This window comes from Kribbella catacumbae DSM 19601, from assembly GCF_000372465.1.
Lineage (GTDB): Bacteria > Actinomycetota > Actinomycetes > Propionibacteriales > Kribbellaceae > Kribbella > Kribbella catacumbae.
The window spans coordinates 43,178-63,213 of sequence record NZ_AQUZ01000023.1 but is presented as its reverse complement, the minus strand read 5'-3'; the positions used below and the strand labels follow the sequence as shown (position 1 = coordinate 63,213).

The 20,036-nt window shown below is 66.8% G+C and carries 24 protein-coding genes; 13 read left to right on the top strand and 11 right to left on the bottom strand.

Going from position 1 to position 20,036, the window contains the following annotated elements; all coding sequences use genetic code 11:
* Positions 1-42 precede the first annotated feature (42 nt).
* Complete coding sequence (locus A3ES_RS0123235) at positions 43-894, top strand: alpha/beta fold hydrolase (protein ID WP_020389243.1); 852 nt, start codon at positions 43-45, stop codon at positions 892-894.
* Positions 895-1,137: 243 nt separating this feature from the next.
* Here the strand turns inward: A3ES_RS0123235 and A3ES_RS0123230 are convergent, their stop codons facing one another.
* A complete protein-coding gene (locus tag A3ES_RS0123230; protein ID WP_020389242.1) occupies positions 1,138-2,361 on the bottom strand; it encodes an RNA polymerase sigma factor in 1,224 nt (407 codons plus the stop codon).
* A gap of 12 nt (positions 2,362-2,373) precedes the next feature.
* The gene (locus tag A3ES_RS0123225) at positions 2,374-2,754 is read right to left on the bottom strand and encodes a YciI family protein (RefSeq protein WP_020389241.1); all 381 of its coding nucleotides are present in this window, start codon (positions 2,752-2,754) and stop codon (positions 2,374-2,376) included.
* A 125-nt stretch (positions 2,755-2,879) separates the two neighbouring features.
* Between A3ES_RS0123225 and A3ES_RS48085 the strand changes: the two genes are divergently transcribed.
* From A3ES_RS48085 to A3ES_RS0123210, 3 genes are read left to right on the top strand one after another with little or no spacing between them, the layout of a single operon-like run.
* Positions 2,880-3,668: a helix-turn-helix transcriptional regulator gene (locus tag A3ES_RS48085; RefSeq protein WP_020389240.1), complete on the top strand. Its 789-nt coding sequence runs from the start codon at positions 2,880-2,882 to the stop codon at positions 3,666-3,668.
* A gap of 23 nt (positions 3,669-3,691) precedes the next feature.
* The gene (locus A3ES_RS0123215) at positions 3,692-4,075 is read left to right on the top strand and encodes a VOC family protein (protein WP_020389239.1); all 384 of its coding nucleotides are present in this window, start codon (positions 3,692-3,694) and stop codon (positions 4,073-4,075) included.
* Complete coding sequence (locus A3ES_RS0123210) at positions 4,075-4,452, top strand: hypothetical protein (protein ID WP_020389238.1); 378 nt, start codon at positions 4,075-4,077, stop codon at positions 4,450-4,452. Before A3ES_RS0123215 ends, A3ES_RS0123210 begins: the two co-directional genes overlap by 1 nt.
* A gap of 7 nt (positions 4,453-4,459) precedes the next feature.
* On the opposite strand, the gene A3ES_RS0123205 is transcribed toward A3ES_RS0123210, so the two are convergent.
* Positions 4,460-4,900: an SRPBCC family protein gene (locus A3ES_RS0123205; protein ID WP_020389237.1), complete on the bottom strand. Its 441-nt coding sequence runs from the start codon at positions 4,898-4,900 to the stop codon at positions 4,460-4,462.
* A 237-nt stretch (positions 4,901-5,137) separates the two neighbouring features.
* Between A3ES_RS0123205 and A3ES_RS0123200 the strand changes: the two genes are divergently transcribed.
* A complete protein-coding gene (locus tag A3ES_RS0123200; RefSeq protein ID WP_020389236.1) occupies positions 5,138-5,494 on the top strand; it encodes a hypothetical protein in 357 nt (118 codons plus the stop codon).
* 34 nt (positions 5,495-5,528) lie between these two features.
* Here A3ES_RS0123200 and A3ES_RS48080 read toward each other — a convergent pair whose 3' ends face one another.
* Complete coding sequence (locus tag A3ES_RS48080) at positions 5,529-6,407, bottom strand: hypothetical protein (RefSeq protein ID WP_020389235.1); 879 nt, start codon at positions 6,405-6,407, stop codon at positions 5,529-5,531.
* Between the two features lie 364 nt (positions 6,408-6,771).
* Positions 6,772-7,182, bottom strand: coding sequence for a RidA family protein (locus tag A3ES_RS0123190; RefSeq protein WP_020389234.1), 411 nt, complete (start codon positions 7,180-7,182; stop codon positions 6,772-6,774).
* Between the two features lie 72 nt (positions 7,183-7,254).
* On the opposite strand from A3ES_RS0123190, the gene A3ES_RS0123185 reads away from it, so the two are divergent.
* Entirely contained in the window at positions 7,255-8,163 is a 909-nt protein-coding gene (locus tag A3ES_RS0123185) for a LysR family transcriptional regulator (protein WP_020389233.1), read from the top strand.
* A gap of 134 nt (positions 8,164-8,297) precedes the next feature.
* On the opposite strand, the gene A3ES_RS55095 is transcribed toward A3ES_RS0123185, so the two are convergent.
* Positions 8,298-8,435 carry a hypothetical protein gene (locus A3ES_RS55095; RefSeq protein WP_020389232.1) on the bottom strand — a complete coding sequence of 46 codons (138 nt, stop codon included), beginning with the start codon at positions 8,433-8,435 and terminating at the stop codon, positions 8,298-8,300.
* A gap of 188 nt (positions 8,436-8,623) precedes the next feature.
* On the opposite strand from A3ES_RS55095, the gene A3ES_RS48075 reads away from it, so the two are divergent.
* Positions 8,624-9,310 carry an AMP-binding protein gene (locus tag A3ES_RS48075; RefSeq protein ID WP_020389231.1) on the top strand — a complete coding sequence of 229 codons (687 nt, stop codon included), beginning with the start codon at positions 8,624-8,626 and terminating at the stop codon, positions 9,308-9,310.
* 280 nt (positions 9,311-9,590) lie between these two features.
* Here A3ES_RS48075 and A3ES_RS0123170 read toward each other — a convergent pair whose 3' ends face one another.
* From A3ES_RS0123170 to A3ES_RS0123150, 5 genes are read right to left on the bottom strand one after another with little or no spacing between them, the layout of a single operon-like run.
* A complete protein-coding gene (locus tag A3ES_RS0123170; protein WP_020389230.1) occupies positions 9,591-10,574 on the bottom strand; it encodes an Rv1681 family radical SAM protein in 984 nt (327 codons plus the stop codon).
* On the bottom strand, positions 10,568-11,395 hold the full coding sequence (locus A3ES_RS0123165) for an Rv1680 family SBP-like protein (RefSeq protein WP_040455286.1): 828 nt from the start codon (positions 11,393-11,395) through the stop codon (positions 10,568-10,570). Before A3ES_RS0123165 ends, A3ES_RS0123170 begins: the two co-directional genes overlap by 7 nt.
* Positions 11,392-12,516, bottom strand: a complete 1,125-nt coding sequence (gene fadE16 / locus A3ES_RS0123160) for an Rv1679 family acyl-CoA dehydrogenase (RefSeq protein WP_020389228.1) — start codon at positions 12,514-12,516, stop codon at positions 11,392-11,394. Before fadE16 ends, A3ES_RS0123165 begins: the two co-directional genes overlap by 4 nt.
* Positions 12,517-12,526: 10 nt before the next feature.
* Positions 12,527-12,916: an Rv1678 family membrane protein gene (locus tag A3ES_RS48070; RefSeq protein ID WP_063745992.1), complete on the bottom strand. Its 390-nt coding sequence runs from the start codon at positions 12,914-12,916 to the stop codon at positions 12,527-12,529.
* Positions 12,913-13,470 carry a DoxX family protein gene (locus A3ES_RS0123150; RefSeq protein WP_020389226.1) on the bottom strand — a complete coding sequence of 186 codons (558 nt, stop codon included), beginning with the start codon at positions 13,468-13,470 and terminating at the stop codon, positions 12,913-12,915. Before A3ES_RS0123150 ends, A3ES_RS48070 begins: the two co-directional genes overlap by 4 nt.
* Before the next feature lie 260 nt (positions 13,471-13,730).
* Between A3ES_RS0123150 and A3ES_RS0123145 the strand changes: the two genes are divergently transcribed.
* The 6 genes from A3ES_RS0123145 to A3ES_RS0123120 all read left to right on the top strand — a co-directional run bounded on the left by A3ES_RS0123145 (position 13,731) and on the right by A3ES_RS0123120 (position 20,014).
* The gene (locus tag A3ES_RS0123145) at positions 13,731-15,107 is read left to right on the top strand and encodes an MFS transporter (protein WP_020389225.1); all 1,377 of its coding nucleotides are present in this window, start codon (positions 13,731-13,733) and stop codon (positions 15,105-15,107) included.
* Positions 15,108-15,341: 234 nt separating this feature from the next.
* Positions 15,342-16,106 (top strand): ABC transporter ATP-binding protein, encoded by a 765-nt coding sequence (locus A3ES_RS0123140; protein ID WP_020389224.1) that lies wholly within the window; start codon positions 15,342-15,344, stop codon positions 16,104-16,106.
* Positions 16,090-16,791, top strand: coding sequence for an ABC transporter ATP-binding protein (locus A3ES_RS0123135; protein WP_202806563.1), 702 nt, complete (start codon positions 16,090-16,092; stop codon positions 16,789-16,791). Before A3ES_RS0123140 ends, A3ES_RS0123135 begins: the two co-directional genes overlap by 17 nt.
* Before the next feature lie 33 nt (positions 16,792-16,824).
* Positions 16,825-18,081 (top strand): ABC transporter substrate-binding protein, encoded by a 1,257-nt coding sequence (locus A3ES_RS0123130; RefSeq protein ID WP_020389222.1) that lies wholly within the window; start codon positions 16,825-16,827, stop codon positions 18,079-18,081.
* A gap of 2 nt (positions 18,082-18,083) precedes the next feature.
* Entirely contained in the window at positions 18,084-18,956 is an 873-nt protein-coding gene (locus A3ES_RS0123125) for a branched-chain amino acid ABC transporter permease (RefSeq protein ID WP_020389221.1), read from the top strand.
* A complete protein-coding gene (locus A3ES_RS0123120; protein WP_020389220.1) occupies positions 18,953-20,014 on the top strand; it encodes a branched-chain amino acid ABC transporter permease in 1,062 nt (353 codons plus the stop codon). Before A3ES_RS0123125 ends, A3ES_RS0123120 begins: the two co-directional genes overlap by 4 nt.
* The last annotated feature ends 22 nt before the right edge of the window (positions 20,015-20,036 follow it).

Below are 20,036 nucleotides of genomic sequence, written 5' to 3'. Positions count from 1 at the left end.
GTGGTGGCCGATCCTCCGCGGCCACGGAAACGAATACCGATTATGACGATCACCCGGCGACACGCCCTGACCTGGGCGCTGAGCGCGGCAGCGCTGACGACCGGCTGCGCTCGTACAGCTGACCGTGCAATGCATCAGGTCCATCGGGTCCGGTACGGCGCAGACGAATCACAAGTGGCGGAGCTTCACCTGCCAACAGGTGATGGCGTCGTTCCGGTGGCCGTGGTGATTCACGGCGGGTTCTGGACGAGCAGCTACGGCATGGAGCTGGCCACACCGCTGGTCAAGGATCTTGCGGCACACGGCATCGCCGGCTACGCGATCGAATACCGCCGCGTCGGCAACGGTGGCGGCTGGCCAGCCACGTTCGAGGATGTGGCGACGGCTATCGATGCGCTCAAAGCCCAGCGGCGGCTCGACCTCGGGAAGGTCGTCGCGGTCGGCCATTCAGCCGGGGGGCATCTCGCCGTCTGGGCGGCAGGTCGCCAGAACCTACCGTCGGCCGCGCCGGGCGCAGCTCCGAAGGTCATCCTCAAAGGAGCAGTCTCCCAGGCAGGCATCCTCGACCTCGTCGGCGGTGTTCGCGAGAACCTCGGCGGTCAGGCAGTGCAGTCCCTGATGGGTGCCGATCCGGCCGCGGACCGCGCCCGGTACGAGCTCGCGTCGCCTTACGAACGCCTCCCGCTCAAAGTGCCCGTTGCACTGGTGCACGGCGACCACGATCGCATCGTCCCCCTCGGCCAGAGCCAACGCTACCGAGACGCGGCCACTCGCGCCGGCGACAACGTGACCCTCACCGAACTCCCCAACGCCGGACACTTCGAACTGATCGACACTGACCACGCCGCATGGCGGATCTGCCGTGACGAGATCGAACGACTGCAACGGAGCTAGTACACCCGAAGGGCTTCAGCACTTCGCAGCCGACCAGCGCACCGTCACCGGACCTGGCGCGGTCTAGCGAGTCGGCCTGACGCGCTAAGCCTGGTTGCCCAGGTCACGGTCTCCGATTCGGTTGGATCGTTGTGGTCTAGACAAAAAACAGCAGATGCCGAGATAGTCAAGGACCACGGGTAGCGACTGACAACCCATTTCGGGGTGATCGAAGGTACGGATGCCAGCTTGCCCGAGCCCCACTCACCCTCCTGCTGCGTCGCACCGCTCGAGGGATTGGCTTTGTTTGCGGAGGAACTGGGTCGTGGAGCCGGTCCTGGCCAGCTCGGCGGCACGGGAGTAAGCCTCCGCTGCCTCTGTCCGACGTCCGAGTCGCTGCAGGATTGCCCCACGGGCGGCGTGCAGCAGGTGGTAGTTCGACAGTTCGCCGGCGACATCGTCGAGGAGTTGCAGAGCAGCGCCAGGCCCTTGGGTCTCGGCAACGGCGACGGCCCGGTTCAGCCCCACGACCGCTGTCGGCATGACCGCGATCAGCCGGTCGTAGAAGCGGACTATCGCCGCCCAGTCCGTGTCCTCGTAGCGGGCTGCCGCGCAATGCAGCGCCTGGATCGCGGCTTGCAGTTGGAACGGTCCGAGCTGGCGTCGGCGCAGACACGCCAGTACGAGCGCCTGCCCCTCCGCGATCAGGGAGCGATCCCACTGAGACCGATCCTGATCTTTCAGCAGTACTACGTCAGTGTCACCGCCGCGTGCGGGCATGCGCGCATCGTTCAAAAGCATCAGGGCCAGCAGACCCACGGCCTCTGGTTCATCCGGCATCAGGACCGTCAGAAGCCGGGTCAGCCGTATCGCTTCGGCGCGAAGGTGGCCGCGCCTGGCGTCGTCCGCGCCCGCGTTGTAAACCAGATAGAGCACCGAAAGCACCGCGCGCGTCCGGCCCGGCAGTTCGGCGTCGTCGGGTACCCGATAGGGAATGCGCGCCGCCTTGATCTTGTACTTCGCCCGCACCAGGCGTTTCGCCATCGCCTCGTCGCTCATCAGGAACGCCGACGCCACCTCCGACGGGGTGAGCGCCGCGATCAGCCGCAGGGTGAGCGCCACCTGGTGCTCGACCCGGATGGCGGGATGGCAGCACGTGAACACGAGCCGCAACTGATCGTCTCGCATCATCTCCCACGACTCCCACTCGGCGCTTGATTCAGTTCGAAGCCGATCCGACGCGATTCCCTCGGTCAGCTCTCGTCCGCGCCGGTTCCGGCGTACGACGTCGACAGCACGATTCCTCGACGTCGTGACGATCCAGCCGGCCGGGTTATCCGGAACACCGTCCCGCGGCCATCGATCGAGGGCGGTCACGAAAGCATCCTGTACGGCGTCCTCGGCCAGCGTGATGTCCCCGAAGATCCGGGTCAGTGTTGCCACGGCCTGTCCGTACGCTTCGCGGAATGCCTGCTCGACGTCGTCCATCCACCACCTCCGTCAGTGGCCGGCCCGTACGCGTCCGGTGGCCCGGAACGGCCGTACCTCGATGTCGTGGTTGATGGCCTCCACAACCTTCTCCGCCCAAGCCAGCGCGGCATCGAGGTCCTCCGCATTGATGACGTAGAAGCCGCCGATGTGCTCTTTCGCCTCCACGAAGGGTCCGTCGGTGGTCACCTTGTCCAGGCCAGTACCACCCGCCACGACGGTGGCCGCATCGGGGCCATGGAGCGCGCCGCCGAAGACGAAGGTGCCGGCCCGGTCCATCTCCTCCTCGAGCGCGATCACGCGGCCCATGAAGGCCTGCATCTCCTCGGGGGTGGAAGGTGCACCCGCGACATTTCCCTCCACCTCGTACACCGACAGCAGGTACTGACTCATCTCGACTCCTCAGGTCCGCGGGACCATCCCGCTTCGACCTAGTGACGAAAGACCGAGGCACGATCAGGACAACTCTCGCACCGAATCTCAATTTTCTGTCCCCGGCCGCGCCTAGCCTGACAGTTATGAACCGCATCGACCGTCTGTACGCCCTCGTCGAGGAGCTGCGAGCGGCGGGACCGAGGGGCCGTACGGCGCGGCAACTGGCCGGGCACTTCGAGATCAGTGTCAGGACCGTTGAGCGCGACCTGAGCGCGCTCGGCCAGGCCGGTGTCCCGCTCGCGACCAAACAAGGACGCACCGGCGGCTACACCCTCGACCGGTCGATGAGCCTGCCCCCACTCAACTTCACGCCCCGCGAGGCCACGGCGGTCGCCGTGGCGCTGAGCCGCAGCGACCACGTGCTTTTCGCCCGCGACGCCCGGAGTGCGTTGCAGAAGATCGTGGCCGCGATGCCGGAGCGCGCGCTCGAGGAAGCACGCACGGCCGCCGCGAAGGTCAGACTGCTCGTACAGCCGGTACCTGATCCCGATGCCGAGATCGCCGAGAGGATCTGGCTAGCCGTGCGGGACAACCATGTGTTGCGCATCGGCTATACGGACGTCGGCGGCATCGAGACCGAGCGGGAGGTCGAACCGCAGCACGTCGTCGTCGGGCCCAATGGTTCCTACCTCACCGCCTGGTGCCGCCTGCGGCAGGACGACCGGGTGTTCCGAATGGACCGCATCACCTGGGCCGAGCGCACACCGACGCCGCCACGCCCGCGGCACGCTGCCCCTGAGGTCAAGGTCGACGGCCACGACACGAAGCTGCCGGAATCGGCACTGCGTCCCGAAGATCTTCTGCCGAACACCGACATAGGGCTGTCGCGAACCCCTGCGACGGTGGGACCAACCCGCCGCTCCGGCGGGTGATCCACACGATGAAGGAGACAATCATGACCGCTCCCGGCACCCTGGCCTGGTTCGAGGTCGCCACCAGCGACCCCGACGGCGCCCAGAAGTTCTACGGCAGCCTCTTCGACTGGGCCTTTGACGCAGACGGCCCCGCCGCGGCCGGCGGCCTGGACTACCGCAACATCAAAGCCTCCGGCGCCGACGCACCGATGGGCGGCATCTTCGGCACCGGCGGGCAGGTGCCCGACCACGCGGTGTTCTACATCCTCGTCGCCGACGTCGAGGCCACCTGCGCCGACGCGGAACAGCTCGGCGGTTCGGTGCTCAGCAAGCACCTCGACCCCGGACCCGGTGCCCCGGCCTTCGCCTACCTGCGCGACCCGGCAGGCAACCAGTTCGGCGTCTTCACCCCACCGGCGGCCTGATGGCACAACCCCCGAAGCGCCCCTCCCCGCCGGACCGATCCGGCGGGGACGAGGCCCGCGACCTGTACGACGAGCTCACCGACGATCTGCTCTACGACCCCGCAGTCGGCCGGTCCACGATGATGGGCTACCCCTGTGTCCGGCTCGCTGGACAGTTCCTCGCCTCGTACGACGAGAAGGCTGCCTGCCTGGTCGTAAAACTACCGAGCGAGCGCGTAGCCGAACTCGTCAAAGCCGGCACCGGCGACGAGTTCGCCCCTGCCGGCAAGGTCTTCCGTGAATGGGTCGCAATCCCCACGAACGACCGTCAACTCTGGCGCACCCTGCTGGCTGAGGCCGTCGCCTTCGCCCGGAGCACCCTCAGCAAGAAACCGTGACTCGCGATCAGCGGGACTCGAGCAGGGCCTTCAGGCGGCTGAGGTCCTTCTGGTTGGCGCGCCGCATCGCGGCAGACATCAGCGGGGCGGCCACACCGGCGAAACCCGAAGGCTCGCCCCGGTTACGCAGCGACATCGAGGTGAACCGCTCACCCGCTGGCGACCATTGATAGCTGGTCTCCATCGGGAACGGGCCCTGCTCAGTCCGCATCACCAGCCGCTCCAGCGGCGCAAACTCGACGACTTCGTAGGTGTAGACGAGCCGCCGGCCGAGGAAGTGGGCCACAAACTCCATTCGCGAACCGACCGCGACCGGCGGCTCAGTCCGCCAACTGACCGACTCGATGTTGGCATACCACTCAGGCGCATTCGACGGATCCCCGACATACTCGGCCACCATCGGTAACGGCCGCTCGATCACGACCTCGGTCAACACGTCTACGGCCATCAGGCTTCCTAGTCGAAGCACGGCGCCGGACTACCGGCGGCCAGGTAGTGCTGCACCACGATGGTACTCGCCTCCCTCGAACCCAGGCATTAGACAGCCCCAGGCACGCCGCTGGGCTCTGTCGGTCAACCCAGTCAGATTCGGTGGCTGATGCATGGGTACCGGGGCCTGTCGATACCGAAGGTCTGGCCGCACCGGCTCGGCTCGGTATCGGAGCCTGCGAGAAAGGAGCAGATCATGAGCATGTTCGACGCGTGGAGCTACCGCGAGGACACCGGGTACGCCGAGGGAACCGATCTCGTCGGTTACAAGATCGCCGCGACCGATGGCGACATCGGCAAGATCGACGAAGCCACCTACGACACGGGGTCGGCCTCGATCATCGTCGACACTGGGCCGTGGATCCTGGGACGCAAGGTCATGCTTCCCGCCGGCATCGTCCAGCGGGTGGACAACGACGAGCAGAAGGTCTACGTCAACTGCACGAAGGACGAGGTCAAGGACTCCCCCGAGTACGACCCGGACACCGGCCGGACTCAGGAGTACCGCGACCGCCTGGGCGACTACTACGACCGCAACCGCCCTGGCCTGTAACAGTTGGCGCGTGCCGCCGGAGACCCAAATGCCTTCATCGGCGGCGCGCGGCGATCGGCTCATAGTGGTTAGTGGCGGGGCGATCGGTTGCGTCTAGGCGGGCAGCGGTCCTGAGGGAGTCCAGGACGTAGGTCGGCACGCGCAGTCCTTGCCGTTGGGCCCAGAGCAGTTCGAGCTCCAGCCGGCCGATCTGCTCGGCGTACCGGGTGATCCCCTTCTCGCCCTCCGTCGTGATGCCGAGATGGTGCATCACCGCACCGAACTCGGCCCACTGCCTCTTGGTATACGCGCCAACGGGTTCGAACGTGTGCCGCCGCAAGGTACGGACCAGCCACTTCTGCCACTGGGTCAACTCGGACCACAAACCCTGAGCAGCGATCTTGTAGTAGGCGAAGTGCCCCGGCTCCTGACGCTTGATCGGCGCGACGATAGTCGAGGCGATAGCTCGCTCGCCGAGATCCAGCAGGCCCAGGTGAAGCTTGTTGTACGCGAGGATGGCCGACTGCTCCGTCGCGACGCCGGTGAGGTAATACATCATCCGGGTCACGTCCTGTACGGCACTCAATCGCCCGAGTGCACCGAGCACCCGGAAACTGAGCGACACATGGGTGAGGTCCGGCGTCGACGGCGGCAGACCGGCCAGCGACTGCAGCCGATCCAGCAGCAACCCGTGATGGATCTCCTGCGGCAGCCACACATCGGCGTAGAAGTGCCGATCGATGGGCGGCGGATCCGGGAGCAACAAGTTGAGCTCCAGCACATTCCGCTCGACTTCCAGCTCGACCCTCGACATATAGGTAAGCACCGGGCCGAACCGCTCGGCCAGCAACTCCGGTCGCGCCATCGAGTAGTCGGCACTGTCCACCGGGATCGGCGGATGCTCATCAGCCAGCCGCTCGACATGCTCAGCCAACCGCGCCTCGACCGTGAACGGCCTCCGAGGTCTACTCCGCGTAGGCGAACTACTCGCGCCGGTCATGACCGGGCCGCCGTCATCGCCCGAACGCAGATCAACCGTGAGTTGCCCCGATCAGTCATAACGAAGCCTTTCCGCACCCCATCTCCTCATCGCCTGCCGCGCCCTCCCGAAGCGTGGGTCCACCGAAGGGGTGTGACGGCGGGCCCATGCCTCCCCGGGGGGACTGTGGTCGGCAGCGGCCGACCGCAGTATTCGTCACCGCAAGCAGAGCGGATGGGTCCACCACCGTCCCACGCAGCTCGATCGCGGCCTGCCCGACAGCAGAACGCACCATAATCCGGGGTGCCACCCGACTTCCTCAGCTCGCGACAGTTACGGCCGTTCCGCTACCCCGTCGCGCATCGACCTCTATCTCGATCTTCATCCGGGGGTCGGCGAGGCCGCACACGAGCATTGTGGCGGCTGGCCGGACGCCACCGAAGTAGCGGCGCAGGACCGGCCAGCAGGGCTCGAAGTCTTCGCGGTCGGGCAGCAGGTACCGCACCCGCACCACGTCGGCGAAGGTGCACTCGGCCTCCGCCAGCGCGAACTCGATGTTGCGCAGGCACTGCTCGGCCTGCTCCACGACGTCGTCGGAAATCGTCATGGTGCCGTAGTCGAAGCCGGTCGTCCCGGACACATGCACCCAGTCACCGTCGACCACGGCACGGGCATAGCCGATCTGCTCCTCGAAGGTCGACCCGCTGAGGATCGCACGTCGCTCTGTCATGCGCCGAAGGCTAGATGACCTGCAGATATACGTCTAATACTGCGACAGGCATGGTCTGATATCTATAGACGTATGGACCGCCCCGAACTTCCCCTCCCGCAGCTCCACGCGTTCGTCGTGCTCGCCGAGGAACTCCACTTCGGCCACGCGGCCGCCCGCCTGGGGATCGCCCAGCCTCCGCTGAGCCAGCAGATCCGTCGCCTCGAAGACAAGGTCGGCCACGCGCTGTTCAGCCGCGAACCAGGACGCGTCACGCTCACCCCAGTGGGCCGCGAACTGCTGCCCGTCGCGCAGCGGGCCCTCACCGACATTGCCGATGGCCTGTCCGCAGCCCGGGCCGTCGGAAGCGGTGAGGCCGGCCGCCTACGGATCGGTTTTGCCGCCTCCCTCGCACTGACCGTCCTACCCGGCATGCTCCGCACTTTCCGACAGCGATTCCCCGGCGTGCAGCTGGACATCCGCGAGATGACCACCGCGCCGCAGCTCACCGCCCTGCACGACAAGACCATCGACGTCGGCCTGCTGCGCGAACCTCCCGCCGCCGAGACAGAGCTGGAATTCAGGACGGTACTCAGGGAGTCGTTCGTGGCAGTACTGCCGGCCGCCCACCCGCTGGCCACCCAACGGACCGTGCAGCCTGCGCAGTTGGCGGACTCGCCCTTCGTGCTGCTGCCCCGTGACGTTGGCCCACAGCTGCACGACCAGATCACCGGCCTGTGCACCGCAGCAGGCTTTACACCGCAGATCGCCCAGCACGCAGTGGAGTGGCAAACCGTGTGCGCGCTCGTCGAAGCCGGCCTCGGCGTCTCCCTGGCACCGGCAAGCATCCGGCACATCCGCCTCAGAGGTGTCGCCTTCCGCAGGATCCAGCCCAGCACCGCCCGCACGCGAGTCGCCGTCGCCTGGCTCAAAGGAAACCAAGACCCGCTAGTCACGCACCTATTAGCGACCGTCAGCCAAGATCCGCCGGAGATCCCCTGAAGCGCCGGAGCCACCACGCCAACCACACGGCCGCGTTCACCCGCTGAGGTCGTTTCAACGACTATGAACCGCAGTACGCGATGGCTGTCGGCCTCTAAACCCGCCGCGCCGTTGTCCGGAGGAGGTTCGTGCCTTTAGACGACGTGGTTCAGTACTCCGAGTAGGGCGGCGAGGGCGCCGACCACCAGGATGATCCGGACGATCGCCACCAGTTCGGGATTGACCTCCTGGGGTCGGGGCTCGACTGGATGATGCCTGTTCTTCGTGTCCATACAGCGATTCTCTCGTTGCATCGACACTGCTGCGGCGTCCTAACAGCTCTCCTACGCCGACCGGACTACTTCGCACAGACTCCTCACAGGCCCCTTGTGAGACCGCCGCCAGCGTCAGTCCTCGCCTGTGACGCGGGCGCGATGTTGTACCTCTACGATCAGGCGGAGCGGGGTCACCGGGTCTGCGGGTGCTGTGCGGCGGGGAGGCGTTGCCCCGCGACTTGGCCGACGCGTTGCTGGAGCATGCGGACACGGTGTGGAACCTGTACGGGCCCACCGAAACGACCATCTGGTCCACCGTCGCCCGCGTCCAGCCCGGCGGGGACATCACGATCGGAACGCCGATCGCCAACACGACCTGTCATGTCCTCGACCGGCAGCTACGGCTGCTGCCACCGGGTGTCCCCGGCGAGCTGTACATCGGCGGCGACGGCGTAGCCAGGGGTTATCGCAACCGTCCCGACCTGTCCGCCGAGCGGTTCGTCCCCGACCCCTTCGCTCCCGGTACCCTCTACCGCACCGGAGACCTGGTACGACGGTTGCCCGGCGGTGCCCTGGAGTGCCTCGGCCGCGCCGACCAGCAGATCAAACTGCACGGCCACCGGATCGAGCCAGGTGAGATCGAAGCCGTCCTGCGCGAGGTACCAGCCGTCCGGAACGCGGTTGTCATCGTCCGCGACGACCGCCTCATCGGCTACCTCACGCCCACCGGCCACGACCTCGCCGCGCTGCGCGAAACCCTGCGATCCAGGCTGCCCGGCTACATGGTCCCCGCGGCCCTCGTCGAGTTGGACGCGCTGCCCGAAACCCCGAACGGCAAGCTCGACCGCAACGGCAGCGCCGAACCGGCAGATGTGGCCTCTAGTCGCTGCTGACACTCGGGGCGCTGCTGGCCCTGTACGACGGCGCCGAGGTGCTGTTGAAGTCGCTGTCACAGCTCACCATTACAGCCACTGGGACGGACTCACCGACGCTGACCAACGGGCGACTGAACCCGCAGTTCTGGGCCCACGTCGTCCGCTAGGGCGAAGGTCCGCCTGAACGTGGCCCGGTGGCACAGCCGGGGCGCTGGGTGGTGAACTGCTCGTGACGATGCCGCGGCGAGGGCGTCGATGTCGGGTGTCTGCAGGCAGGTCGGGGTGGAGGGCTGGGTTGTCAGGCGCAGGTGAAGGTTCGGGCTGCGTGGTTGGTGGTTCGTTGGTGGTCGCGGTACAGATCGCGGACGCGTTCGATGGTCGCTGTCAGCGGCAGTATCTGGGTAGTGACGAGTTGGTCGTCGTCGTCGGCGCCGACGGGGTGCCAGTAGGCTCCGTCGGCGGTGATGGTGACTTCGGGGAGGAGCGTCTCGACGGTGAGTTCAAGGCCTGCTGCTGCGAGTCCGCGATGTGCGAGCGGGCGGACAATCTGGTGCTGGCGGGGGATGTCGAGGGAGTCGAGGAAGGCGCGTAGCTGGGCTTCTTCGCGCGGGTTGTTGGTGGTGAGGGTGGCTGCGGCGCGGACGGTGAATCCTTCGCCGTGGGCGATGCGGATGCCGTCGACGGCCTTGGCCCAGCTGCCGCGACCGCGGTGGCTGTCGTGGCGGTCGGGGGTGGCGGAGTCGATGCTGATCTGCACGGTGAGGCGGTCGCGGGGCATCGTTTGCAGTGTTTGGAGGCGGCTGCCGCGGAACAGCATGCCGTTGGTGAGCAGTGTGGTCGGTAATGCGTCGGTGCAGACGGTCACGATGTCGTCGAGATCGGGCAGCAGGAACGGTTCTCCGCCGGTGAGGAATAACTCCGTGACGCCGGCGGCGGGTGCCTGCGCGGCGATCTCGCGGATCCGTTCGACGCCGAGTGCCCGGCGTGCTGTCCGCGGTGACGACCGGACACAGCAGTAGTCGCAGGCCAGGTTGCAGTCGAAGTTCGTGTAGAGCCATAGCCGGGCGCCCGGTAGTTGGTCGGCCGGCAACGCGGTCAGTGGGTCGGTCTGCCGGCCGCGCTGAACGGTGATCGTTTGCTCGTCGGCCGCGACAAGGGTGTTGCCGGTGTGGTCGCACCACTGTGCAGCCAGTTCGCGATCGGCCGGTGAGTCGATCGGCACGGTGAGGAGGTCGCCGTCAGCCAGGCCTCCGAGTCCTTCGACGAGGTCGAGGATCACCATCGCGCACTGATCCGCTGGTCGGCCACAGCAGCGAACAGGTCGGTGTACCCGTCGAGGTCGGGTTTGACCCAGTGGCGGCGCAGGCCTTCGAGTTCGAGGATACGGCGCTGGTCCGGGTCGTTGTGGTCCATCGCGAGCAGGTGGTCCACAAAGGCCCGCGCTCGTTCGGGGGCGAGGCTGTCCAGAGCGGTGAAGTTGCAGTGGCAGTAGTCGGGGCTGGTCCAGAACACCTCCAGCGCGCCGGGCATCAATTCTTCCTTCCCGATCGCGTCCCAGGTGTTGGCGCCGATCGCGGCTGCGTCGGCGCGGTCGTCGAGGACGGCGCGGATGGCGTCGAGTTCACTGCGGCCGGTGTCGCCGTGTTTGCCCAGATCGCTGTCGATCCGAACCAGGTCGATCTCGCCGTCGGCGATCCCTTCGCGTCGCAGGTAGTGCACCGGAAGGATCGCGGCCTGGGCAGAATCACGGCTGCCGAGTGCCAGCCGCCGACCGCGCAGGTCAGTGGGTCCGGCGAACCTCGCGCCGGCCCGGCTGACCAGCAGGGTGCGGAAGTCGAGGTCGGTGTCGCGCATCGCGAGCGCCTGCACCTTTCCGCCGGTCTGCAAGACGCTGCGGACCCAGGCCAGGTTGGTGTTCCAGGCGATATCGATCATGCCGGCGAGCAGTGCGTCGACTTGCCTGCCGTAGTTGGAGAACAGCACGAAGTCCAGCTCGACTGGTGCGCCGCGGAAGTAGTCGCGGATTCCTTCCCAGATCGGTACGACGTTCGGGGTGTAGGCCACTGCGCCGACCAGTACTGGTTGCATCGTTGCCTCCGTCATCCGAATACCGGTTGTCCGGTGATTGCCTTGCCGTAGAAGTCGTAGAGCACGTCCGCGGTTGGAGCCATCACGTGGCCGGCGCGGGCGTCGCGGAAGTAGCGGTCGATCTGGAGTTGGCTGGAGAACGCGGCCCCGCCGCAGACTCGCATCGCGTCGTCGGTGACAGTCAGCGCGGTGTCGTTGGCAAGCGCCTTCACCCCCAGCACATACAGCGAGGTCACACCGTCTGGTGTGGCGATGCTGCGTGCAGCGGCGCGCAGGTAGCTGCCGGTTGCTTCGTGGCGAAGCGACATCTGCGCCACTCGGGCACGGATGGTGGGCAGGTCGGCCAGGACCTGCCCGATGTGTTGCAGTCTCGCGCCGCTCACGTGCGCGACGGCTGCCTGGACGGCGGCCGAGGCCAGGCCGTGCGAGACGGCCGCGTTGCCGAGGTTGAACCAGGGCATCACCGTGGTGGTCATCAGGTCGAAGCCTCCGCCCGATGGGCCGAGGCGACGGTCGTCGTCGACGATGGCGTCGAACTGCATCGGTGCTGAGGCGTTGCCGCGCAGCCCCATCCCTTGGAACGCCCCGGTGACCGCGACACCGGCGGCTGTGGCGGGGACGGCGTACAGGTCGACCCCTCCGGCTGAGTCCGGTGACAGGGTGGAGGTGACATACAGGTCGGCGTGCCCGGCCGAGGTCACCCAACTCTTGGCCGCAGCCAACTGAACGGCGCTGCCGGTTCCTCGTTTCGCCTGTGACACCGGCGCCCAGAAGTGGGACCGCGATCCCGGCTCGCTGAACGCGAGCGTCCCCAGCGCCCGTCCATCGGCCAAGGCAGCCAGCAGTTCGGGTTGCCCAGGGGGCGGGTCCGCCGCCACGGTCATCGCCGCGGAGACGTGCATCAGGTAGATCATCGCCGTCGAGCCGCAACTGGCGGCCAGGTCGGTGACGACCTCGACGAACTCGACCGGCCCCGCGCCGAGGCCACCCTGCTCGGTGGGGACGGTCAGCCCAAGCAAGCCGGACTCGCGCAGAGCCGTCACCGCCTCGTGCGGGAACCGTGCCCGCGCATCTACGTCCGGGGCGTGCTCGCGGGCCAATTGCACAACAGGTTCAAGCCTGGCGCTCAGTTCCATGGCGTTCCTTTCACTGCCGGCCGGTAGGTCTGCTGCTCGAGGTGGTCGGTGCGAGCCCGACGGTGAGCAGCCCGACAGCGAACCCGAGATGCAACGCCACGCTCGACCCGTCACCGCCCAACGTGTTCGTTCCACCCAGGGAGGCTTGAACGACCTGCAGGACCACGGCGGCAGCGAACCCGGCACCCGCCAGGATGACGACCGGCCGTAGATGCAGGTAGCCACCGATCAGGGCCGCGGCGGCCAGCACCAACATGACCACCACCCCGACGGCGCCCAGGCTGAACAGGCGCAGCGGCGCCCGCTCGGCGATGCTCAGGAGCAGGCTCGCCGCGGCGCCGGCACCCAGGGCGACCGCGGCCCGGTCCAACCGGTCACGTAGCCCGGTGACCGTTCTCATGACGCCACCCGCAACAGCCGGGCCGGCAAACCGTCGCGTTGACGCCAGGCCGGTCGAAGGACCCCGTCGAGGCCATAGGCCCGGCCCGCGGCGACCGCGAACAGCAGCAGATGGGCCGCCACCATCAACAGGTAGGCCCAGAACCACTCGTGCGGGGTCCGCAACACCGAGAAAATGATCGCGAACGACTGCGCGACGCCGACCAGGGCCCAGAAGCGGGTCGCGAGCCCGACCAGCAGGAACGCACCCAGGCACGCCTCGACCAGGAAGGTCATCCACGCGAACAGCACGAAATTCGGCAGCACGACGTGCTCCACGAACCAGGCCCACGGTGCGAACACCTGGTTCTGCACCCCGAACAGGGTCCACTGGTAGAGACCCTCGGCTGGGTCGGACTTGTTCCCGAACTCCGGCGGCCGCTTCCACGACACGTTCTCGATCCACAGCCACGCCACTGTCACACGGACCACCGCCACCAACACCCGCGACAGGCCCGACCCGGCCAGCGCTTCGACCGGTGGGCCGGTCGCGGCCTCGTTGTGCATCACATACATCGCGATCCCACTCCGTCCGAACGACCGCCGAGCGGCGGCGCGTGGCAGGCCCCTGCGAAGGCTCGCACCATCTCAGACAACGCCGAGGTACCAACGGCGACAAGAGGAGACAGCCTTACGGATCGCCGACGAACTCCGGCGGCAGCGGCCCGGCTTACGCCCGCCTTACGGATCCGGCTGGGCTGCTGCCGCGGGCCAGCTGCCCGGTCTACCGTGGCGCACACCCCGGCGGTTCCCGCCGGAGCAGTGAGGGGTTTGTGATGGCGAGTCGCCTCGATGCATCCGTCTGGCGGTCGATCCACACCCGGATCGCGATCGCGCTGGGCCTGGGCTGGATGCTGGACGCCTTCGAGGTGCAGATCATCGGCTCGGTCATCCCCGGCATCCAGGAAGAGTTCGGCCTCGGCAGCCAGCAAGCCGTGATGATCAACATCGTCTGGTTCGCCGGTGTCGCCCTCGGCGCCCTCGGATTCGGCAACATCGCCGACCGGTTCGGACGTAAACGCCTGTTCATCGCCACCTTGATCCTGTACTCCTGCGCCGCAGTAGCGACCGCGACCGCTCCGAGTTTCGAGCTGTTCCTCCTGTTTCGGTTCATCACCGCCCTGGGCGTGGGCGGCGAGTACTCCGCGGTCAGCTCGGCGATCGCCGAGTTCATGCCCGCCCGCAACCGCGGGCTCACCAACGGCCTGGTGATGACGTTCTGGGCGCTCGGCGGCATTCTCGCCAGCGTCGTCACCATTGTCGTCATCTCGACGTTGGGACTGGGATGGCGCTACACCATGCTGTTCGGTGTCATCAGCGCCGGCTACGGCCTGCTGGCCCGAAGACTCATCCCCGAATCACCGCGATGGCTCGCCTCACGGAACCGGCTCGCCGAAGCCGACGCCGTCGTGACGGCCATCACCGGCCTCACCAGCCCCCACGGCTACACATCACCGCCGACACCCGGCACAGCCCGCAACCGCCTGACCCAACTGTGGAGCCACTACCGCGGCCGGCTGTTGTTCGGCATGACACTGGACTTCTCCGAAGCGGCCGGATACTACGGACTGTTCACCGCGATGAGCATCTTCGTGTTCTCCTCAGCCACCGGCGCAGTACCAGTCGCCGACACAGTCCTGCCGCTGTACTTCCTGATCGCCAACCTCGGCGCCCTGCTCGGCGGGCTCGCAGTATCCTTCATGCTCGACCGCCTCGGCCGCGCACCGACAGTGACCGCGTCCTACTCGCTCGCCGCGGTCAGCATGCTAATCGTTGCCGTCTCGACCGTGACCGGTTCACCCGCCGCAGTGCTCGCGGCGTTCACCGTGGCCGCATTCTTCGCGACCTGCGCCTGGGTCTCGGCCTACCCGACGTTCTCCGAACTGTTCCCCACCCACCTGCGAGCCACCGGCATCGGCGCCAGCGTCGGCGTCGGCCGGATCGGCGCAGTCATCGGGCAAGTCCTTCTCGCTTCGACCGCCAGTATCCTCAACCTCACCTCCATGTTCGTCCTCCTCGGCATGTTCTGGCTGATCGGCGCCGTTGCCGGCGCAGCGTGGTGGCGCTACGGAATCGAAGCTCGGGGACAAAGCCTCGAATCACTGGCCGGCGGGCGCCGGCCAGCACCCGACGAGCAGCCCGCAGCGCCATGAGCACCGGTCGTCTGCCTGCACGGCGTGCCCGCGTCGTCGTTTCTGTACCGGGCCGTGATCCCGGAACTGGCCCGCCGCCGACCTGGCCAGATCGGCCAGATAGATCAGCCCCGGTCCGCGCCGAACCCGCCCAGCGGGTTCGGTGTCGTCGCGTCCTGCGGGCACATCAAACGCGAGATCAATGTGTGGACGGAGGACATAGATAGTGATTCGCCGCGCACCTAGGTTCCACCCATGGATCCAAGCGACGGTGCGGTCATCAAGACCGCCGGTCTGAGTAAGAGTTTCCGCGGCTTCACTGCTGTGGACCGCGTCGACCTGACCGTGGCCGACGGCGATGTACATGCGCTGGTCGGCCCGAACGGCGCCGGCAAGACGACCCTGTTCAACCTCCTCACCGGCTTCCTCAAACCGAGCGCCGGCCAGATCATGCTGGGCGGTCGTGACATCACCGGCTCGTCGCCGGAACGGATCGCGCGCCTGGGCGTGGCTCGCTCGTTCCAGATCACCAACCTGTTCGAGCAGCTGACGCTCCAGCAGCATGTCGAACTCGCCCTGATGGGTACGACGAAGCTCGGTCACAGGTTCTGGGTATCCGACCGAGTGCTGACCAAGTTCCGGGCCCGCGCCGGCGAACTCCTCGACGAGGTCGGCCTGGTCCGGCAGCGCGAAGTACCGGCCGGAACCCTTGCCTACGGCCAGAAACGTGCCCTCGAACTCGCCCTCGCCCTAGCTCTCGACCCAGCTGTCCTGCTCCTCGACGAGCCGACAGCCGGCATGGGAATGGAAGACGTCGAACGAACGGTCGAGCTCGTCAGGCGGATCCGTACGGACCGCACGGTCGTCCTCGTGGAGCACAACATGAGCGTCGTCGCGGGTCTCGCCGACCGGGTCACGGTGCTGCAGTTCGGCCAGATCCTGACCGAGGGCACGTACGACGAAGTACGCAGCGACCCGCGAGTGATCGAGGCCTACCTGGGCGGTGAGTCCGCTGCTTAGCGTGCAGTGCATCAACGCGTCGTACGGCGAGGCGCAGGTACTGCGGGACGTCTCGCTCGACGTGGCCGCCGGTGAGGTGGTCACCCTGGTCGGCCGCAACGGCGCCGGGAAGACCACGCTCCTGCGCTGCCTGATGGGACTGCACCGCCCGACGGCAGGAACGGTGACCCTCGACGGTGCGGACATCACAGGTCTGCCGGCTCACCGACGCGCCCGCCGAGGCCTCGGCCTCGTACCGGACGACCGCGGGATCTTCGCCAGCCTGAGCGTCGAGGAGAATCTCAGACTTCCACCCGGCATCAGCGACAGCGCCTGGTCCATGGACCGTGTCTACGAGTCGTTCCCGGTATTGAAGGAACGCCGCAAGTTCCCCGGCACCAAGCTTTCCGGCGGCGAGCAGCAGATGCTCGCCATCGCCCGTGTACTACGAATGGGCGCGCGTCTCCTGCTGTGCGATGAGCCGACCGAAGGCCTTTCACCGGTACTCGTGCGCCAGATCGGCGACATCCTGCGCGACGTCAAGGCGGCCGGGGTGACGGTACTGCTGGTCGAGCAGAACGTCCGGTTCGCCTCGACCGTTGCCGACCGCCACTACCTGCTCGCCCAAGGCCGGGTGGCGCAGACGCTGGACAACACCGAGGTCAAGGAACGCGAGCACGAACTGCTCGAGTACCTGGGCATCTGACGAGCATCCCAACGCACCATCGGAGGAGAACTGATGCGACGAAACCTCATCCCGGCGATCTCGACCCTGGCGGTCGTCTCGCTGCTGGCAGCCTGTGGCGGTGGGGCGGGCGGCCCATCGGGTGGCGGCGGGAAGATCAGCGACGACAAGATCGTGCTGGGCGTCATCAACGACCAGACCGGCATCTACAGCGAACTGTCCGGTCCGAACGCCGTCAAGGCGGTACAGATGGCCGTCGACGACTTCAAGGCCAAGCACGGCGACGATGCCGTCAGCAAGAACATCGAGGTGATCGTCGCCGACCACCAGAACAAGCCCGAGGTCGCCAACACCAAGGCGCAGGAGATGTACGACCGGCAGAAGGCCGACGCCATCTTCGACGTACCGACCTCGTCGGCCGCGCTCGCCGTCGCCGGGCAGGCCGCGGCGAAGAAGAAGCTGTACTTCAACATCACCGCGGCGACGACCGCGCTGACCGGTGACAAATGCAACAAGTACACCTTCCACTACGCGTACGACACCTACATGCTCGCTAACGGGACCGGGACGACCGTGACCGAGGCCGGCGCGAAGAACTGGTACATCGTCTACCCCGACTATGCGTTCGGGCAGGACATGGAGAAGAGCTTCTCCACGGCCGTCGAGCAGGCCGGCGGGAAGGTCGTCGGCAAGAAGTCGTCGGAGTTCCCGAACACCAGCGGCGACTTCTCGTCCCAGTTGCTGCAGGCACCGGCCGCGAAGCCCGACGTACTCGGCGCCATGCACGCGGGTGGCGAACTGGTGAACCTGGTGAAGCAGTACAACCAGTTCAACCTCAAGGACAAGGGCATCGGCCTGTCGGTCGGCCTGATGTTCATCACCGACATCCACTCGCTCGGTCCGGACGCGTTGGCGGGAACGAAGTTCACCGACGCGTGGTACTGGAACTTCGACCAGCAGAACCGCGAGTGGGCCGACAAGTTCAAGGAGAAGACCGGCTCGCGGCCGTCGTTCGCGCACGCCGGCAACTACTCGGCCGCGATGAACTACCTCGAAGCCGTCCAGGCCGCCGGTACCGATGCGTCGGACGACGTGGTGAAGAACCTGGAAGGCAAGGAGATCAACGACTTCTTCCTGCGCAACGGCAAGATCCGGGCCGAGGACCACCGCGTCATCCACGACGTCTACCTGGCCGAGGTGAAGCCGAAGAGCGAGGTCAAGGAGGACTACGACTACGAGAAGATCGTGACCACCATTCCCGCGGACAAGGCGTTCAAGCCCGTGTCCGAGAGCACCTGCAAGATGGGTTAGGAATGACTGACCTGCTTCAACACGCCTTCAACGGACTCGTCAACGGCAGCTTCTACGCACTGCTGGCGCTCGGGCTGGCCGTCATCTTCGGAATGCTCGGCGTGGTCAACTTCGCCCATGGTGCGTTCTACATGCTCGGTGCGTTTGGCGCGTTCATCCTGCTCAACGAGGCCGGCGTCAACTTCTGGGTCGCCCTGCTGGTGGTGCCGCTGGCGCTCGGTGCGGTGGGAATGGCGTTGGAGCGATTGCTCGTACGCCGCCTGGTCGCGCTGGACCCGCTGTACAATTTCCTGCTGACCTTCGGCCTGACGCTGATCCTCCAGGATCTGCTGCGGATGAAGTACGGCTCGCAGCCGCAGCCGTATCCGCAACCAGCCGGGCTCCGCGGCACGGTCGACCTCGGGCTGTTCGACTTCCCGGCCTACCAGGTGTTCGTGCTGGTGTTCTCCGTGCTCGTTTCGGTGGGTGCTTGGTTGCTCCTGGCCCGGACTCGGGTGGGGATGATCATCCGCGCGGCGACCGAACGACCCGAACTGACCCGGGCGATGGGGATCGACGTCGGGCGGTGGATCTCGCCGGTCTTCGGGTTCGGGATCGCCCTGGCAGCGCTCTCCGGCGTGCTGGCTGCGCCGATGCGGGCGGTCAGTCCCCTGATGGGAGCGGACCTGATCATCCTCGTCTTCGCGGTCGTCGTGATCGGCGGACTCGGGTCGATCTTCGGCTCGGTCGCCGCCGGGTTCCTGATCGGCATGCTGCAGGCGCTCGGCAATGTGTACGTCCCCGGACTGGCGACCACGTCGGTCTTCATCCTGATGGCCGTCGTGCTGCTGTGGCGACCGGCCGGGCTGTTCGGCCGTGAGGAGACTGCCGTATGACGGCGCTGGTGTTCCGCAAGTTGGCCGCGATGCCGCGCCTGTGGCGACTGGTCGCCGTCCTCGGCGGACTGCTGATCGCGCTCGCGCTGCCCTGGCTCATCTACCCGCCGATCGCGATGGACATCGTAGCCTGGGCGCTGTTCGCGGTGGCGCTCGATCTGCTGCTCGGGTTCACCGGCCTGCTGTCGTTCGGCCATGCTGCGTTCTGGGGCAGCGCGGCGTACACGGCCGGCACGATCGCCATCGAGACTGGCGCGCCTTTCCCCGTCGCGGTTCTCGGCGCGGCTGTCGTGGCGATGGTGCTGGCCGTGCCGATCGCGCTGCTCGCAGTACGGCGTACCGGCATCTATTTCGCGATGGTGACTCTCGCCTTCGCGCAGATGGTGTACTACGTCGCGAACCAGTGGCGCGGCCTTACCGGTGGGGAGAACGGGCTGCAGGGAATCCCGAAGAACCTGTTCGGGCTGGATCTCTCGGACCCGTTCTACTTCTACTACGCCGGTCTGCCGATCGCGTTGATCGGATTGCTCATCGCGTGGCGGGTGGTCCACTCCCCCTTCGGCCGGGTGCTCGTCGCGATCCGGGAGAACCCGGCCAGATCGCGCTCCCTCGGGTATCCCGTGGATCGGTACAAGGTGATGGTCTTCGTCATCTCCGCGGGTCTGTCCGGGCTCGCTGGTGGGCTTTACGCGGTCAGCCACGGGTTCGCCTCTCTGCAGGAGGTGTACTGGACGACGTCCGGCAAGGTCGTGATCATGACGGTGCTCGGTGGCATCGGGACGTTGTGGGGCAGCATGATCGGCGCCGCTGTGATCGTGCAGGTGGAGGACTACCTCGCGACCTCTGGTATCCATATCGGGCCGGTGAACATCACCGGTCCGGGCCTCATCACCGGTCTGATCTTCGTGGGGGTCGTGCTGCTCTTCCGCCGAGGCGTCTGGGGAACCGTTGCGCACCTGCTACGGCGCCGCCGTCACGTTCCGGACGCGGAGCCGCACCTCAGCGGTACGACGGTCCCCGCGGCCGAGCAGGAGCCGGCCGTGGCTCCGAAGTCTTGAGATGAGTACTCCTCCGCATCTC